The organism is Amycolatopsis pretoriensis (assembly GCF_900107925.1).
GTDB lineage: Bacteria > Actinomycetota > Actinomycetes > Mycobacteriales > Pseudonocardiaceae > Amycolatopsis > Amycolatopsis pretoriensis.
In genome coordinates this window covers 705,360-719,981 of record NZ_FNUJ01000002.1, presented here as the reverse complement: position 1 = coordinate 719,981, position 14,622 = coordinate 705,360, and the positions used below count along the sequence as shown (strand labels likewise).

Annotated in this window: 13 protein-coding genes; 10 read left to right on the top strand and 3 right to left on the bottom strand. The window is 72.3% G+C overall.

Features of this window, described 5'->3' with window-relative positions:
- Positions 1–33: 33 nt before the first annotated feature.
- Together BLV96_RS10095 and BLV96_RS10090 are read left to right on the top strand one after the other, a co-directional pair.
- Positions 34–3,096, top strand: coding sequence for an AMP-binding protein (locus BLV96_RS10095; protein WP_086674795.1), 3,063 nt, complete (start codon positions 34–36; stop codon positions 3,094–3,096).
- Complete coding sequence (locus tag BLV96_RS10090; RefSeq protein WP_086674796.1) at positions 3,093–4,247, top strand: class I SAM-dependent methyltransferase; 1,155 nt, start codon at positions 3,093–3,095, stop codon at positions 4,245–4,247. The genes BLV96_RS10095 and BLV96_RS10090 overlap by 4 nt, the downstream gene beginning before the upstream one ends.
- Before the next feature lie 43 nt (positions 4,248–4,290).
- On the opposite strand, the gene BLV96_RS10085 is transcribed toward BLV96_RS10090, so the two are convergent.
- The gene (locus BLV96_RS10085) at positions 4,291–5,052 is read right to left on the bottom strand and encodes an NAD-dependent epimerase/dehydratase family protein (RefSeq protein WP_086674797.1); all 762 of its coding nucleotides are present in this window, start codon (positions 5,050–5,052) and stop codon (positions 4,291–4,293) included.
- A gap of 163 nt (positions 5,053–5,215) precedes the next feature.
- On the opposite strand from BLV96_RS10085, the gene BLV96_RS10080 reads away from it, so the two are divergent.
- The 7 genes from BLV96_RS10080 (at position 5,216) to BLV96_RS10050 (ending at position 12,381) form a co-directional block, all read left to right on the top strand.
- A complete protein-coding gene (locus tag BLV96_RS10080) occupies positions 5,216–6,067 on the top strand; it encodes an ABC transporter ATP-binding protein (protein ID WP_086674798.1) in 852 nt (283 codons plus the stop codon).
- Complete coding sequence (locus BLV96_RS10075; RefSeq protein ID WP_086674799.1) at positions 6,060–6,893, top strand: ABC transporter permease; 834 nt, start codon at positions 6,060–6,062, stop codon at positions 6,891–6,893. Before BLV96_RS10080 ends, BLV96_RS10075 begins: the two co-directional genes overlap by 8 nt.
- On the top strand, positions 6,890–8,068 hold the full coding sequence (locus BLV96_RS10070) for a sensor histidine kinase (protein ID WP_086674800.1): 1,179 nt from the start codon (positions 6,890–6,892) through the stop codon (positions 8,066–8,068). Before BLV96_RS10075 ends, BLV96_RS10070 begins: the two co-directional genes overlap by 4 nt.
- Positions 8,065–8,706, top strand: coding sequence for a response regulator (locus tag BLV96_RS10065; protein ID WP_086674801.1), 642 nt, complete (start codon positions 8,065–8,067; stop codon positions 8,704–8,706). The genes BLV96_RS10070 and BLV96_RS10065 overlap by 4 nt, the downstream gene beginning before the upstream one ends.
- Before the next feature lie 152 nt (positions 8,707–8,858).
- Positions 8,859–10,280 (top strand): NDP-hexose 2,3-dehydratase family protein, encoded by a 1,422-nt coding sequence (locus BLV96_RS10060; RefSeq protein ID WP_086674802.1) that lies wholly within the window; start codon positions 8,859–8,861, stop codon positions 10,278–10,280.
- Positions 10,281–10,348: 68 nt separating this feature from the next.
- Entirely contained in the window at positions 10,349–11,329 is a 981-nt protein-coding gene (locus BLV96_RS10055) for a methyltransferase (protein ID WP_086674803.1), read from the top strand.
- The gene (locus BLV96_RS10050; RefSeq protein WP_244180134.1) at positions 11,329–12,381 is read left to right on the top strand and encodes a tryptophan 2,3-dioxygenase; all 1,053 of its coding nucleotides are present in this window, start codon (positions 11,329–11,331) and stop codon (positions 12,379–12,381) included. Before BLV96_RS10055 ends, BLV96_RS10050 begins: the two co-directional genes overlap by 1 nt.
- A 43-nt stretch (positions 12,382–12,424) precedes the next feature.
- Here BLV96_RS10050 and BLV96_RS10045 read toward each other — a convergent pair whose 3' ends face one another.
- A complete protein-coding gene (locus BLV96_RS10045) occupies positions 12,425–12,640 on the bottom strand; it encodes a hypothetical protein (RefSeq protein ID WP_086674805.1) in 216 nt (71 codons plus the stop codon).
- 176 nt (positions 12,641–12,816) lie between these two features.
- On the opposite strand from BLV96_RS10045, the gene BLV96_RS10040 reads away from it, so the two are divergent.
- Positions 12,817–13,986 carry a nucleotide disphospho-sugar-binding domain-containing protein gene (locus BLV96_RS10040; protein ID WP_086674806.1) on the top strand — a complete coding sequence of 390 codons (1,170 nt, stop codon included), beginning with the start codon at positions 12,817–12,819 and terminating at the stop codon, positions 13,984–13,986.
- Positions 13,987–14,062: 76 nt separating this feature from the next.
- On the opposite strand, the gene BLV96_RS10035 is transcribed toward BLV96_RS10040, so the two are convergent.
- Positions 14,063–14,509 (bottom strand): enediyne antibiotic chromoprotein, encoded by a 447-nt coding sequence (locus tag BLV96_RS10035; protein ID WP_086674807.1) that lies wholly within the window; start codon positions 14,507–14,509, stop codon positions 14,063–14,065.
- Positions 14,510–14,622: the final 113 nt, after the last annotated feature.

The following is a 14,622-nucleotide window of genomic DNA, read 5'->3' as shown; positions in this document are numbered from 1 at the left end:
GAGGATGGCCGCCAAGCCGCCAAGGAGGAACAGATGACCACAGAGACGCTGTCCGTGCTGCACGGTCCCCGGGAGGAGTATTCCGGCGGCGCGCGCATCGAAGAGCTGGTCGCGCGCACCGCCGAGCGCTGCGGTGACGCGGTGGCGCTGCGGTGGCGGGAAACCGAAGTGACCTACGCCGAGCTCGTGGCGGAGGCCGCGGTGGCGGCCTCGGCGCTGGCGGCGGCCGGGGTCGGCCCGGGTGACATCGTGGCGGTCCGGGCGCCGCGCACCCCGCGCCTGGTCGCGGTGCTGCTCGGCGTGCTGCGCACCGGCGCCGCCTACGCCTGCGCGCCCCCGGACTGGCCGCTGGACCGGGTGCGGCAGCTGATCGAGCGGACCGGGGCGAAGCTGCTGCTGAGCCCCGAGCCGTTCGCCGGAGTGTCCACACTGGACATCGACGCGCTGCCGGGCGGGGCACCGGTGCCCGCGCACGGACTCGACGGCACGGCGCCGTTCTGCGTGTTCCTGACCTCCGGCAGCACCGGCGTGCCGAAGGCCGCGCTCGCGCCGCACAGCGGCGTCGCCCGCACCGCCCTCGACCGGCGGCACGGGCACGACGGCCGGATCGTCTCGCTCCAGCAGGCGAACCCGGCGTGGGACGTGTTCGCGTTCGAGCTCTGGGTGCCGTTGATCAAGGGCGGCACCGCCGTGCTCCACGACGGCGGGCACCTGAGCGGCCCGCAGGTGCGCGCGCGGATCGGCGAGGGCGTGACGCTCATCGCGATGGCGTCGACACTGTTCAACGCGCTGGTGGACGACGACGTCGAGTGCTTCGCCGGCGCGCGGGTGCTGTTCGTCGGCGGCGAGCGGGCTTCGGCCGCGCACGTCAAGCGGTGCCTGCGCGCGCACCCCGGCCTGCGGGTGGTCAACGCCTACGGACCCGTGGAGAACACGGTGAGCACCACCGCGTGGGCCACCACGGACCCGGACTTCGGCGACGAGGTCCCGATCGGCACCCCGTCGGTGAACACTTCGGTGTACCTGCTCGACGAGGCCCGCCGGATCGTCCCGGCCGGGCGGACCGGCGAGATCGTGACGGTCGGCGACGGCGTGTGCTTCGGGTACGTCGGCGACGAAGCCGAGACGGCGAAACGGTTCGCCACGCTGGACCTGGACGGGGTGCCCCGCAGGGCGTACTTCACCGGCGACCTGGCGCGGCTCGACGAAGCGGGCCGGCTGGTGTTCGTCGGCCGCCGCGACCGGCAGCTCAAGGTCCGCGGGGTCCGGATCGAAGCCGAGGAGGTCGAGCGGATCGTCGAGGCGGTGCCCGGGGTCGGCGCGGGCGTGGTGGTGCCGCTGCCGTTCGACGGAGCGGTGAAGACCAGCCTGGCCGCGTTCTACGTCGGCGAGGGCGTGCCGCCCGAGCTGGTGCGCAAGGCCGTCGCGGCGGTCCTGCCCGCCGGCTTCGTCCCCGACGTCGTCGTCGCCGTGGCGGAGTTCCCCAAGCTGCCCAACGGGAAGCTCGACCAGCGAGCCCTCGCCGAAGCGGCGGGCGCGGGCACCTCGGCGTCCGCCGACGACGGCGTGGGCCTCGAAGCCACCCTGCGGGAGGTCGCCTCCGAGGTGCTCGGCTACCGGGTGGCCGTCGACGACGACATCTTCGACCGGGGCGCCACGTCGCTCACCGCGATCCGCATCTCCACGCGGATCGGTGCGCTGTTCGGCCGGCTGGTCGTGGTGCCCGACATCCTCGCCGCGCGCACTCCGCGGGCCATCGCCGCGGCCGTGGCCGCGGCGCCGGCCCTCGAGCCCGGCGTCGCCGGCCACGACGACCCCGGCCCGGAGACCGCGTACGAGCCGGACCACATCCCGTTCACCGTCGCCGAGTTCTGGCACGCCCAGAAGCAGGCGGGCCACCTCGAAGAAGCCGTCGTGCCGGTGATCTACCGGATCAGCGGTGCCGTCGACGAGACCGCGCTCGCCCGGGCGCTCGACCACGTCGTCGCCCGGCACGAGGTGCTTCGGGCCCGGTTCGCCGAGGGCGGCCGGACGCCGAAGGTGCGGATCCACCCGGCCGCCGAACTGGCCGGGCTGCTGACCGACCGCCCGGCGGCCACGATGGCGGACGCGGTCCGCGACGCGTGCACCTGGGTCATGCGCCCGTTCGACCTGAGCGCCGACTTCCCCATCCGGGCCGCGTACTACCCGGTGTCGGCGACCGAATCGGTGCTCGCCGTGGGCATCCACCACATCTCGTTCGACGGGTGGTCCGGCCAGGTCTTCGCCGCGGACCTGGTCCGCGCCTACGACGCCTTCCGCGCCGGGCGGCCCGGCCTGGCCGAGTGGCCGGCCAGCTACTACCGGGTTTCGGCCGAGCAGTGGGAGCAGTACCGCGACCGGTACCCGCTCGCGGTCTACACCAAGCAGACGACCATGGCCGACGCGCCGGAGCTGCGCTTCCCGCTGCCCGGCCCCCGGCCGTGGGGCGGGCCGGCGGCCGAGGTCGGCCTCGACATCGACGAGGTGCTGCTGCCGGCGGTCGGCCGGGCCGCCGCCGCGGTCGGCGGCACCGTGATGGCCATCTTCTACGCGGCCTACGTGCTGCTCCTGCGGGAGCTGACCGGCGAGCCGTCACCGGCGGTCGCGCTGCCGACCACCGGGCGGTTCACCGAGGAGGCCGGCGACGTCATCGGGTGCCTCGCGAGCATGGTCCCGATGCGCCCGCCCGCCGACATCGACGACCCGGCCGAGCTCGCCGCGGCGGCCGCGCGGCAGCTGCAGGAGGTGATGCGGCCCCCGCTGGTGCCGCTCGCCGCGGTGATGCCGGCGATCCCCGAGGGCCACCAGCGGCATCCGCTGCTGCAGGCCTACCTGCTGCAGGAGGAGATGCCCCCGGCGGCGGTGCGGTTCGGCGACGCGCGGGCCGAACTGGTCCGCGTGCCGCCGCGCAACTCCCTGCCGGAGATCACCTTGGAACTGTGGCCGCACCCGGCCGTCGGCGGGGTGCTGCGGTACCGGACCGACGCGATCGGCGAGGAGCGGGCCCGCGGGCTCGCCGTCCGGCTCATCGACCACGTGACGCAGGTCGTCCGTGCACTGGAGGGACAACTGTGACCCCTGACATCGAATCCCTGATCCGGGCCGCGAGCGGCCGTCCGGACGAGATCCGCGCGGCGCTGGACAAGCTCGGTCTCGCCCGGGTCGCCGAGCTCGCGGTGGCCGAGTGGACGCTGCGGCTCGACCCGCCTTCGAACCCGCTGGAAATCCACATCGGACTGTCCGTTTCGGACGGCCGGGAGACCGCGGATCACACGTGGGTACTGCGGGCCGGCGAGCCGGTGCGCGTGCTGCCGGGCCTGCACCCCGGCTGCGAAGTCCGGCTGCGGTACGACGCCGAGGAGCTGATCACCGAACTGTGGGGGCCCTCGCGCGGGCGCTCGTCGCCCTCCCGCGCCTACGAACTGGCGACCGCGATGGACACCCACTTCCCGCCCCGCGAACGCCAGCCCTCCATCGCCGCGGCGTCGGCCACCCTCACCGCGGCGCTGTCGGCGCGGGCGCCGGACCTGGGTGCGCTGGCCGTCCGGTACGGCTCGGACAAGTGGGGCCAGACGCACTGGTTCACCCAGCACTACGAGCGGCACTTCGCGCCGCTGCGCGAGGAACCGGTGCGGTTGCTGGAAATCGGCGTCGGCGGCTACGAGAACGAGGAGTCCGGGGGCGGTTCGCTGAAGATGTGGCGCCGCTACTTCCCGCGGGCCTCGGTGTTCGGGCTCGACTACTTCGACAAGTCCCGGTTCTCCGGACCGCGGCTGACCGTGGTGCGCGGTGACCAGAACGACCCGGCCCAGCTCGACGCGCTGGCCAAGGAGCACGGCCCGTTCGACATCGTGATCGACGACGGCAGCCACATCAACGAACACGTGCTCACGTCGTTCCGGGCGCTGTTCCCGTACGTGCGCTCCGGCGGCTTCTACGTGATCGAGGACCTGTGGACCTCGTACCTGCCCGGCTACGGCGGTGACGACCGCGACTTCGGCGTGCCCACGACGATGCTCGGGTTGCTGAAGACGTTGCTGGACGATCTGCACCACCAGGAGCGGGACAGCGACGGCGAGCCGTCACGCGATACTGCTGGCGAGCCGTCGGCGACCGAAGCCGGTCTGGTCGGCATGCACGTCTACCACAACATCGCGTTCCTGGAGAAGGGCCGCAACGCCGAAGGCGGCATCCCGCGGTGGATGCCCCGCGCTCCGCACTGGTGACCTCCGGTGTTCCCCTCGCCGCGCGGCGAGGGGAACACCGGTGTCAGGTCAGGACCGGCGCCGTCAGGTAGCGGTCGAGGACGCGCTGGTAGTACGTCGGGCCGAGGCCGAACCGGGTCACCACGTCGGGGATCAGGCGGGTCAGCTTCGCGAGCGAGACCGGCGCCGCCGAGGTCGTGCGCGGCGGCTGCGGGCAGTACTCGCGTTCGACGCGCCGGCCGAGCCGGTTTTCGATGTGCCCGATGATGTCGTCGATCGGCACCGCCACCCCGGACCCGAGGTTGACCACCTGCCCGGTCACCCCGCGCGCCAGCAGGATGTCGATCATCGAGATCGCGTGCTCGACGTCGAGCAGGTCCCGGTGCGCGCGCTCGTAGACGCGCACCCGGCCCGACCGCACCTGGGCGACCAGCGCCGGCAGCAGCTGGTGGGCGCGCTGGTTGTGGCCGACCAGGTTGGTCATCCGCAGGATCAGGTGCTCCACCCCGGAGCCGGCGACCACGGCCTCCATGGCCAGCTTGTGCCGGCCGTAGGCGAGCGGCGGGAAGACCACGTCGTCCTCGCGGGTCGGGCAGTCGGCCGCGCCGTACATCGCGCCCGACGCCGTCGACAGGTACACCAGCCGCTCGCCGGTGCGGCGGCAGCGGCGGAGGGTGTCGTACAACCCCGCCGCGTCCTTGCCGTAGTCGTCAGGTGAGGTCACGGTCGTGGTCGCGACACCGGTGGCCAGGATGACCGTGCGCGGATGGTCGATGCCGTGTTCGCGCAGGTTCCTGGCCATGAAACCGCGTCCGATGATCTCCACCGGTGCTCCTCTCGGTCCGGGTCGGCCCAGCCCGGATCGTCGGGCGGCGGACTCGAAGGCCCGTCCAATGCGGCTCACGCGGTTTGTCCTTCGAACGGAGGACACCGCGGATCGATCGTTCGCACCTCGCCGGGTGCGAACCGGGGCGGCTAGCCTGGCCGCCATGTTGAAGGACACCGTGATCAGGACGCGCGGCCTGCGGAAGAAGTACCGGGACACCGTGGCGCTCGACGTCGTGGATCTCGATGTCGAACAGGGTGAGATCTTCGCGCTGCTCGGCCCGAACGGCGCGGGCAAGACGACGCTGACCGAGATCCTCGAGGGCTTCCGCGACCGGGACGCCGGGGAGATCGACGTGCTCGGCGAGGATCCCGGCAAGGCGAGTCTCGCCTGGCGGACCCGGGTCGGCGTCGTCCTCCAGGACTCGCAGGACTACGCGCAGCTGACGGTGCTCGAGGTGCTCACGCACTTCGCCTCCTTCTACCCGGACGCGCGGCGCCCGGCGGAGCTGGTCGAGGCGGTCGGGCTGAGCGGCCACGAGGGCAAGCGGGCCGTGCAGCTCTCCGGCGGCCAGCGGCGGCGGCTCGACGTGGCGCTCGGCCTGGTCGGCCGGCCGGAGCTGCTCTTCCTCGACGAGCCGACCACCGGCTTCGACCCCGAGGTGCGGCGGCAGTTCTGGGACCTGGTGGCGCGCCTGCGCGAAGAGGGCACCACGATCCTGCTGACCACGCACTACCTGGACGAGGCGGAACACCTGGCCGACCGGGTCGGCGTGCTGAGCAAGGGCGGTCTCGTCGACGTCGACACGCCGGCGCGCCTCGGCGGGCGGCACCTGCTCAAGGCGATCGTCTCCTGGACCGACGACGAAGGTCCGCACCAGGTGGAGAGCCCGAACCCGACGCGGACCGTGCTGGAGCTGGCCGCGCGGTTCGGCGACGACATCCCCGGCCTCGCCGTCCGGCGGCCGACCCTCGAAGACGTCTACCTGAGTATGATCGGAGCGACCGGTGACTGAGACGAAAGCCGTGGACCGGGCGGTCCGGCTCCCCGTGCCCGCCTGGCGGATCGGGCTGGCGCGCGGTTCGCTGGAGATCAAGCAGTTCTTCCGCGAGAAGGGCCAGGTGATCTTCACCTTCGCCCTGCCGGTGATCATGCTGGTGCTGCTGGCGAGCATCTTCCGGGGCCGGATCGGGGACACCGGCGTGGACGCCCAGCAGATCTACGTCACCGGGATGCTCGGGGTCGGCATCCTGTCGACCTCGTTCCAGAGCATGGTGCTCCAGGTGGCGGGCGAGCGAGCGAACGGCACGCTGAAGCGGCTGCGCGGCACGCCGATGCCGCGCAGCGCCTACTTCGTCGGCAAGATCGCGGTCGTGCTGGTCTCCAGCCTCGGCCAGGCGGTGGTGCTGCTCGGGGTCGGCACCCTCTTCTTCGGCCTGCACCTGCCGTCGGACGCGGGGCACTGGCTGACGTTCCTGTGGGTCTACGTGCTCGGCATCGTCGCGTGCACGCTGCTCGGCCTCGCCTATTCGAGCGTGGTGCCGGCCGCGAGCGCGGGCGCGATGGTGTTCCTGCCGGTGATCACCCTGCAGTTCATCTCCGGGGTGTTCATCCCGTTCAACCAGCTGCCCGACGTGCTGCAGAAGATCGCCGCGGTGTTCCCGCTCAAGTGGCTCTGCCAGGGCATGCGCTCGGTGTTCCTGCCGGACGTCTTCCAGCAGTACGAACCGGGGATGTCCTGGGCGCACGGGCGGGTCGCGCTGGTGCTCGCCGGGTACGGCGTGCTTGGGTTGGTCCTGTGCCTGACGACGTTCCGCTGGAAGGGTCGCGACGACGGGTGACCTCCGCGGAGAAGGACGCCAGCGGGCAGGGCTGGCTGCTGCGGATCCTGCTGGGGTGGCACGCGTCCTTCGCGCTGATGGGGGTCGTGCTCGTCGTGCTCGCCGCGTTCGAGCGGGACCCCTGGTACGTCTACGCCGTGGTCGCGCTCATCGGCGTCGCCTACGCCGTGGTGGGCGCCCCCGCGCTGGGCGGCACGGCACCGGCCGGGTACGGCTGGCTCTTCCTCGCGCTGGCCTTCGCCGGGACGCTGGGGATGGTGGCCGTCGACGGGCTGATGTCGATCGCCCTGTACGTGCTCCTGCCCGCGGCGTTCGCCTTGCTGCAGCCCATCCGGATCGCGGTGTGGGCCTGCCTCGCCGTCACCCTGGCGAGTGACGTCCTGATCCTCGGCCGGCGCGGCTGGACGCCGGGCGCGGTGTCCGACGTCGCCGTGCAGACCGCGACCGTGTGGCTGTTCGCGCTGCTCGTGGGCTTCTTCGTGACCCAGCTGCTCACCGAGAACCGGCGGCGGGGGGAGCTGATCGCCGAGCTGGAGAACGTCCGCGGCGAACTGACCGAGTCCTACCACGAGGCGGGTGTCCAGTCGGAACGCTACCGGCTCGCGCAGGAGATCCACGACACGGTCGGGCAGGGCCTGACCAGCCTGCTGATGCTGATCCGCGCGGCCGACGCGGCCATCCCCACCGACCCGGAGCGGGCGCACGAACGGCTCGCGCTGGCGCAGAAGACGGCGACGGAGAACCTGGCCGAAGTGCGCGCCGTGATCAGCGCGTCCGGGCCCACCGGGCTGACCGCGTCGCCGCTCGACGTGGCGATCGGCAAGGTCGTCGCCCGGCTGGGGCAGGAGCTCGGTATCGAAGCGAGCGCGGAAGTGCTCGGCGAGCCGCAGGTGCCGTCGACCGACGTCCAGGTCGTGCTGCTGCGCGCGGTGCAGGAGGCGCTGGCCAACGTGCGCAAGCACGCCCACGCCAGCCGTGTGCGCGTGCGGGTGCGCTACCACGCCCGGTCGGTGCAGCTGGAGGTCGCCGACAACGGCCGCGGCTTCGTGACCGGCGGCGCCTCGGGCTTCGGCCTGGCGGGGATGCGCGCGCGGGTCGAGCAGGTCTCCGGCATGATGACGGTGTCCAGCACGCCCGGTTCGGGCACGACGATCAAGATCGAGGTGAGCTGGTGAGCATCCGGATCGTGCTCGCCGACGACCACCCGGTGGTGCGCGCGGGCCTGGTCGGGCTGCTCGCGATGGAGGCGGACTTCGAAATCGTCGGCGAGGCGGCCGACGGGGCCGAGGCGGTCTCCGTGGCCGCCGGGCTCCGGCCGGACGTCGTGCTGATGGACCTGCGGATGCCCGAACTCGACGGGGTCGCGGCGACCGCGCGGATCGTGGCCGAGGTGCCGGGCTGCCGCGTGCTGATCCTGACCACCTACGACACGGACCAGAACATCGTGCACGCCGTCGAGGCGGGCGCTTCGGGTTACCTCCTCAAGGACGCGACCCCCGAGGAGCTGGCGGCGGCGATCCGCGCCGCGGCGGGCGGGGAAACCGTGCTGTCCCCGGCGATCGTCGCGAAACTGGTGAACCACCTGCGCAGTCCCGCCCCGGCACCGGCCGAGCCGGAACTGCTGACCCCGCGCGAAACCCAGGTGCTGCGGCTGGTGGCCCGGGGGCTGACGAACGCGGACATCGGCCGGGAGCTGCACATCAGCGAGACGACCGTGAAGACGCACCTGGTGCGGATGTTCGCCAAGCTCGAGGTCGGCGACCGCACGGCGGCGGTCACGGTCGCGATGGAACGGGGCATCTTCCCCGGCTAGCGCCCGCCCGGTCAGTCCGGCTGGGCAACTTGCCGGACGCCGCCTGGGCGCTGGTCCACTCAGGACCGTCGCCACGCCCTGTCTTCGAGGGTGATTCGAGTAGCCCCGGTGAGTCTGAGCACCTGAACTTCTTCCGAAGGTAGGTGCACCCGGTGGTGACTTCTCCCTCCACTCTCGTTCAGCGAGACATGCTGGACCGGTTCCTGGAATCGGCGGCCACGCTGAGCACGCCGACGCTCGGCGGGCATGGTGAAGTCACCGCCTGGCTGGCCGAAACCACCGCGCGCGGCAGCTTCACGACCGAGGCGATCCCGTTCGCCGAGCTGGACGGCTGGTCGTTCGATCCGGACACCGGCGACCTCGGCCACCGGTCCGGCGGCTTCTTCACGATCCGCGGCCTCGACGTGCACGACCCCGCCGGGGTGGTGACGGCGTGGACGCAGCCGATCATCCACCAGCCCGAGGTCGGCGTGCTCGGCATCCTGGTCAAGGAGATCGACGGGGTGCTCTGCCTGCTGATGCAGGCGAAAATGGAGCCGGGCAACGTCAACGTGATCCAGCTTTCCCCGACCGTCCAGGCCACCCGCAGCAACTTCCTGCGCCTCCACGGCGGCGCGGCGACCAAGTACCTCGAGCACTTCACCGAACCCGGCCGCGGCACCGTGCTCGTCGACGTGCTGCATTCGGAGCAGGGCGGCCGGTTCTTCCGCAAGCGCAACCGCAACATCATCGTCGAGACCACCGAGGACGTGCCGCTGCACGAGGGTTTCCGGTGGTTCACCCTCGGCCAGGTCCACGAGCTGCTGCGGCAGGACAACATGGTCAACATGGACAGCCGCACCGTGCTGGCCTGCCTCCCGATGAACGCCACCGCCCGGCCGCCCGAGCGGCGCGCGGGCGAGCTGGGCCCGGCGATCGTCGAGTCCTTCCGGCAGGACCCCGAACCGGCCGGCATCCAGAACTGGCTCAACCAGGCCAAAGGCGCCTGCGAGCTCACCGCGAAGCTCGCGCCCCTGCGGGACGTCGGCCGCTGGACCCGCGGTGAGCGGGTGATCGCCCACGAGGAGGGCCGTTACTTCGAGGTCGTCGCGATGTCGGTCACGGCCACCGGCCGCGAGGTCCGCAGCTGGACCCAGCCGCTCATCGCGCCGTGCGGCACGGGCCTGGTCGGCTTCCTGGCCAGCCGCGCCCGGGGGTACCTGGAAGTGCTGCTGCAGACCAGGGTCGAGGCGGGCACGCCCGACATCGTCGAACTGGGCCCGACCGTGCAGTGCATGCCGGACAACTACCTGCACCTGGCGCCGGAACGGCGTCCGCCTTTCTTGGACCACGTGCGCACGGCGCAGGGGAAGGACGTCAAGTACGACGTCGTCCTGTCCGAGGAAGGCGGCCGGTTCTACCGCGCCGAGAACCGGTACCGGATCGTGGAGGTCGCCGACGACGTCCGGTTCGCCGCGACCCCGCCGGGCTTCCGCTGGGCCAGCCTCGCCCAGCTGTCGGCGCTCATCCCGCACAGCGGCTACCTGAACGTCGAAGCGCGCAGCCTGCTGGCCTGCATGCGCGCCCTCTGCTGACCCGGCCCCGGCACTTTCACGTGAAAGTGCCGGACTCGCCGACCCTGCCGACCAGGAGGTCGAAACCCGTGTTCCCCGAACGGCTCGAACGTGCTGTCTACGGGCTGTACGTCACGCACGCGGTGCAGCTGGCCTGCGCCCACGGTGTGTTCGACGCCCTGTTGCCCGCGCCCGCACCGTCCACTGTGGTGGCCGAAAAGCTGGGGCTCGACCAGGAGACCCTGCACCGGATCCTCGTGGTGCTCGGCGGAGCGGGCCTGCTCGAGTCCGGGGTGGACGGCTGGGCGGTGCCCGCCGACCTCCGGCCCTACCTCGACTCCGGTGCCGAGGAGTACCTGGGCGGGTTCGTCACGCACCTGACCGAGAGCACGGCCGGGCGGATGGCCGAGGTGGCGGGCTTCCTCGAACGGGGCAAGCCGGCCGGCACCCGGCCGTTCGACGTGCTCTACCACGACGAAGCGGCGACCGAGCGGTTCCTGCAGGCCATGTGGGACCTCAGCCACGGCGTCTCGGCGGAGCTGGCCGCTCTGTCCGAACTGGACACCGCGACGCACCTGGTCGACGTCGGCGGGGCGAGCGGGCCGTTCACCGTGGCCGCGCTGCGGGCCGCGCCTTCCCTGACCGCGACGGTGTTCGACCTGCCGGCGGTCGGCCCGGCCGTCGCCCGCACGCGCGAGCGCTTCGGCCTCGGCGAGCGGCTCGCTTTCGCGCCCGGCGACTTCTTCCGCGACCGCCTGCCCGAGGGCGACCGGATCGCGTTCGGCTACATCCTGTCCGACTGGGCCGACGAGACGTGTGCCGAGCTGCTGGCCGCCGCCCGCCGCGCGTGCCGGCCCGGCGGCGTCGTGCTGGTCATGGAGCGGCTGTTCGACGACGACGGGATCGGCCCGCTGGCCACCGCGGCGATGAACCTCTCGATGCACGTCGAAACCGAAGGCCGGCACCGCACCGCCGCGGAGTACGTCGAGCTGCTGACCGCGGCCGGCTTCCACGGCTGCGAGGTCCGGCGCGGCACCCGGGACAAGCACCTCGTGCTGGGGCGGGCGTGATGGCCGCCTTCACCGGGGTCTGCGCGGACATCGTCGCGGCCCAGCGAAGAGCCGGCCGGTTCGCGCTCACCGCCGCCGAACGGGAGCTTTTCGGGCGGCTGCACGAGGAAGCCGCCGCCGAACCCACCGAAGCGAACCTGCCGTTGCGGTTGCTGACCCGGCCGTTCAGCCCGCGGCCGATCCCGGAGTACTACCGCTACACCAGCCTCCACGTGCACGAGTGGTTCCTGGCGGGCACCCCCGACCCGGTGGCGGCCGCGGCCGTGGCGCTGCACCTCACGTTGACCGACTTGCTCGACGTCGAGCGCCGGGCCCTGCCGCGGCTGCCGTACCTGGCCGAGCGGGTCGACCTGCTGACCGGGCTGACCGCGCGGGTCGGCGACCTGCCCGCGACCCCGCGGAGCCGGGTGAGCGAGCTGCCCGTGGACGAGACACGCGCGTTCCTGCTGCTGGACTGTTCGGGCTTCCCGCAGTCCGACAAGCACGAGGAGCACGTGTTCCTGCGGTCCGTGCAGGCCTGCGAGCTGGTCTTCTTCCTGGTCCGGCGGCTCGCCCTGCCGGCCGGGTCGGCGTTCCGGCTGCGTCAGCTCGGCCTGTTCGCCGACGTGCTCAACGGCATCTTCGAGGTGCTGACGACGCTCACGCCGGAGCGGTTCATGTCCTTCCGCGCCGAGACCGGCGACGCCAGCGCCGTGCAGTCGATGAACTACCACCTGATGGAACTGGTGGTGCACGGCCACGATCCGCGCCGCGACGAGATCTTCGCGCGGTTCCCGCACCTGTCGGGCCTGCGCGGCGAACCGCACGTGGCGGTGCAGCCGCTGCGCCGGGTGGTGGCCGGGCTGGGCCGTCCCGAGCTGGACGAGCTGTGCGCGGCGGCCGAACGCGCCCTGCTCGTCTGGCGCGGCCGGCACTACGGCTTCGCCCGCAAGTACCTGCCGGACGTCAAGGGCTCGGGCGGCACCGACGGCTGGGCGTACCTGAAACGGTTCGTCACCAAGAACGCGCCGCCGCTGCCGGACGTCGATCTTGTCGCTTTTGCTTGCCTGTGACCGTTTTCCGGCCGGTGGCGACGCCACCGGCCGGCGGTCGGCGTCAGCGACCGCGCCGCAGCCGGATGCTCGCGGTCACCCAGATGAACAGCACCAGCACGACGATCGCGACCGCGATGCCGATCAGCGCGCCCGAATCGACCGCGCCGGTCAGGTAGAGGACCACCCAGACCAGGGCGAGGGGCATCGCGGAGCCGAGGACGGCGCCCGCGGGGAAGCGCTTGGCGGGTGTGGTGCCCTCGCGCCGGGGATTGCTCATGGTGCACTCCTTCTTCGTGGAATTCACTGGGATCTGCCGGACGTCCGGGTGGGGATCATCCTGCCCCGGCTCCGAACGGGACGGCAACCGCGCGCCACCCGTTCTGGACGCCGGTTCGAGCGGTCCCCCCGACGCTCGGAGCACTGACGGCGGCCGGGAGCGGAGGATGAACGCCTGTGCGCGTGCTGATCACGACGTGGAACTGGAACACCCTCTACTTCCCGCTGGTGCCACTGGCCTGGTCCCTGCGGGCGCAGGGCCACGAGGTCGTCGTCGCCACCCAGCCGGGCCTCGTCGGTACCGTGCGGCGCTCGGGCCTGCCCGCCGCCGCGGTGGGCGAGAGCGTCGACGCCGGCGCGATGATGGGCGGCTTCCTGCGCCGGCTCGCCGGCTCCGAAGGCGTGGACCCGCCGCACTGGCGGGACATGCACCGCTACGGCACCTCGAACTGCCGGCTCGGCGTGGCCGCCTGCTGGGCGATGATGGACGGCCTGCTGGACTTCGCCCGGCGCTGGCGTCCGGACGTCGTGCTCTACGAAGCCTGGACCTACGCCGGCCCGATGGTGGCCGACCTGCTGGGCGTGCCCGCGTTCCGGCACACCTGGGGCATCGACTACGCCGGGCTGTTCCGCGAGTTCGAAGCCGAAGCGCTCGCCGACGTGCGGGCGCACTGGGGGCTCGACGAGGTCCCGTCGCTCGCCGCCGTCAGCGTCGACCCCTGCCCGCCGCAGCTGCAGATCGCGTTGCCGGACTCCCGGCTCCCGATGCAGTACGTGCCGTACAACGGCCCCGGTGTGCTGCCGGACTGGCTGAACGAACCGCGTTCGCGCAAACGGGTCTGCGTCTCGTGGGGGACGTCGTCGGGCCGCTTCGACCGCAAGATGGTGGTGACGGGCCAGGTGGTCCGCGCCGTGGCCGGGCTCGACGTCGAGGTCGTCGCCGCGGTGACCGCCGCGGACGCCGACCTGATCGGCGAGCTGCCCGCCAACGTCCGGGTGGTGTCCGGGATCCCGTTCAACGCCCTGCTGCCGCGGTGCGACCTGGTGATCTCGCACGCCGGGCTCGGCACGGTGATGACCGCGCTGGCGTCCGGGACCCCGCAGCTGCTGGTACCCCAGATGACCGACACCGCGCTCAACGCCGAGATCCTGGCCGGCCACGGCTGCGGTGAGTTCCTGCTGCCGTCGGAGCTGACCGACGAGATCCTGCTCGAGAAGGCGGCCCGGATGCTCGAGGACCCGGCCTTCACGTCGGCGACCGCGAGCGTGCGCGACACGATGCGGCAGCTGCCGACGCCCAACGAGATGGCGGCTCACCTGACCTCCCTGGTCTTTTCCGCGGTCTGAACCACTTCCGGGAAGGTGCCGGCCACGGCTCGCTGGGGGAGGGAAGCGCGTGACCGGCACCGGGATCACGGGTGGGTCAGCCGAAACTGATCGAGACGCCGGCGCCCTCGGTGCCGGTGTCGCTGGTGTCGGCGGACGCGATCACGCAGTGCGCGGTCGCGCAGTCCACGGTGGCCCCGGCCGCGCCGGTGCTGAGATCGACCGCCTGGAACGTCTTGTGGACGGCCAGCTTCGCCGCCAGCGTGCCGTCGGCACCGGCGACGGTTCCCACGAGTGCCGCCTTGTCGCACGCCCGGCCGGCCGGCTGGGCGGCGTCGCACTCCAGCAGGACGATCGTCGAGCCGGCGGCGTAGCCGGTTCCGGACACGTCCACGACCTGCCCGTCGGTGAGGCCGCTGCTCGGGCTCGCGGTCAGTGCCGGGGCGGCGGCCGAGGCCGCGGTGGCTCCGGAAAAGGCGAGGGCCAGGGCGAAGCCGGCGGCCACGACCGCCTTCGTGCCGGTCGTGAAGGTGCGAGTGGACATGAGGTGGTTCCCCTCCAAAAGCTCGGCGTTGCGGACGAGTTCGATTCTGTCCGGGTGCGCACGGATCTTGCGAGGTGCTAACGATCGACTTCCCGGGTCCATCGACCGGACGA

What these genes read in the sequence shown, in the direction of transcription:
- BLV96_RS10095 (WP_086674795.1), top strand. Translation starts at nt 34, where the DNA reads ATGACCACAGAGACGCTGTCCGTGCTGCACGGTCCCCGGGAGGAGTAT.
- BLV96_RS10045 (WP_086674805.1), bottom strand. Translation starts at nt 12,640, where the DNA reads ATGAGCAATCCCCGGCGCGAGGGCACCACACCCGCCAAGCGCTTCCCC.
- BLV96_RS10050 (WP_244180134.1), top strand. Translation starts at nt 11,329, where the DNA reads ATGGCCGCCTTCACCGGGGTCTGCGCGGACATCGTCGCGGCCCAGCGA.
- BLV96_RS10080 (WP_086674798.1), top strand. Translation starts at nt 5,216, where the DNA reads ATGTTGAAGGACACCGTGATCAGGACGCGCGGCCTGCGGAAGAAGTAC.
- BLV96_RS10035 (WP_086674807.1), bottom strand. Translation starts at nt 14,509, where the DNA reads ATGTCCACTCGCACCTTCACGACCGGCACGAAGGCGGTCGTGGCCGCC.